Origin of the sequence: Pseudomonas sp. 2VD, assembly GCF_005503585.1 — a bacterium.
Classification (GTDB): Bacteria; Pseudomonadota; Gammaproteobacteria; order Pseudomonadales; family Pseudomonadaceae; genus Pseudomonas; species Pseudomonas aeruginosa.
This window is the reverse complement of sequence record NZ_SCND01000604.1, coordinates 1-1,898: the sequence shown is the minus strand read 5'-3', so window position 1 is coordinate 1,898 and position 1,898 is coordinate 1. Positions and strand designations below refer to the sequence as shown.

General features: G+C 72.3%; 1 pseudogene. It reads left to right on the top strand.

Annotation, left to right across the window (positions count from 1 at the left end):
* Window positions 1-1,898: pseudogene (locus FFS27_RS32305) on the top strand (hemagglutinin); the annotation flags it as partial.

Here is a 1,898-nt window from a genome sequence, read left to right as displayed (position 1 = left end):
GCGAGCAGCCTGGACAACCGCCAGGACGGCCTGTTGCAGAGCCGGGACCGCGCCGTGGTCAAGACCCGTGGCGATCTCGACAACCGTGGCGGCCAGGTGATCGGCCTGAACGACCTGGAGGTCGGCGCGGCGACGCTCGACAACGGCCAGCAAGGCCTGCTCGGCAGCCAGCAGTCCACCCGCGTCCGCGCCCAGGCGCTGGTCAACCGGGGGGACGGCGAAGTCTCCGGCAAGCGCGTCGAGGCCCGCGTCGGCAGCCTCGACAATCGCGGCGGCAAGCTGATCGGCGACGACCTGCTGGTGGTCGCCAGCGGTGCCATCGACAACCGCCTCGGCTTGTTCTCCGCGGCCAACCGCCTCGACCTGCGGGCGCGCAGCCTGGACAACAGCGGCAAGGGCACGCTGAGCAGCCGGGGCGGCCTGGAGGTCAGCCTCGGCGGCCTGCTGGACAACCGCGATGAAGGCAACCTGCTCAGCCAGGGCGCGCAGCGCGTGACGGTGGGGCAACTGGACAACCGCGCCGGCGGCCTGCTGTCGAGCCGCAGCGAGTTGAACGTCCACGGCGCCAGCCTGGACAACCGTGGCGGCGTGCTGGTGGCCGACGCCGGCCTGAGCGCCACGGGAGGCGCCTTCGACAACCGCGACGGCGGCAGCGCCAGCGGCAAGGCTGGCGTGCGCGTGGAGGTCGCCAGCCTGCGCAACGACCAGGGTGGCAAGCTGCTCAGCGATGGCCGCCTGGACCTCGCAGCGAACGCCGTCGGCAACGCCGGAGGGCGTATCGCCGCCAAGGGCGACCTGCAGGCGACGCTTGGCAGCCTGGCCCAGCAAGGTGGCGAACTGGTCAGCGAAAAGACCCTGAAGGTCGCGGCCGACACGCTCGACAACAGCCAGTCCGGGCTGATCGCCGCGAATGGCGGCATCGCTATCGAGGCGCGGCAGGTCGACAACCGCGCCGGCGAGATTTCCAGCACCTCGAAGGTCGCCGTGAACGCCCGCGAGCAACTGGACAACCGCGGCGGCAAGGTCATCGGCGACAGCGGCCTGCGCCTCACCGTGCAGCGCCTGCTGAACCAGGCCAAGGGGGTGCTGGCCGGGCGCGACGGCCTGAGCCTGGACGGCGGCGAACTGTTCAACGGCGACGGCGGTCGGCTCGACAGCCAGAACAGCCTGAGCGTGAGCCTCGGCGGCGTGCTGGACAACCAGGGCGGCGCGCTGGTCAGCGAAGGCAGCCTGACGGCGCGCGCCGCGCGCCTGGACAACCGTGGCGGGACCTTCTCCAGCGCCGGTGCGCTGGCGCTGACCAGCCAGGCCGCGCTGGACAACCAGGGCGGCAGGCTGCTCAGCGATGCCGGCGTGACGCTGAAGGGCGCCAGCCTCGACAACAGCCGTTCCGGCGTGATCAGCGCCAAGGGCGCGGTGGATATCCGCACCGGCGTGCTGGACAACAGCCGCAACGGCGGCATCGGCAGCAACGCCGGCATCACCCTGGTGGCCGCCCGGCTGGACAACGGCCAGCAGGGCCGGGTCAGCGCCAAGGGCCTGCTCGACGCCAACCTGAAAGGCCTCGACCAGCGCGGAGGCGGCGTCCTGGTCAGCGAAACCGGCGTCACCCTCGACCTCAATGGCGGCACGCTGGTCAACCGCGACGGCGGCCTGATCGCCACGCCCGGCGCGCTGCTGCTGCGCCAGCTCGGCGCGGTGGACAACGGCGTCGGCGGGGAAATCTCCAGCGACCGCGCCTTCACCCTCGCCGCCGCCAGCCTGGACAACCGCGGCGGGCGCCTGATCGGCGCCGACAGCCTGACCCTGCGCATCGCCCAGGCCCTGGACAACAGCCTGGCCGGGGTGATCTCCGGCGCCGCCGGCCTGGACATCGCGGCCGCTCGCCTGGACAACAG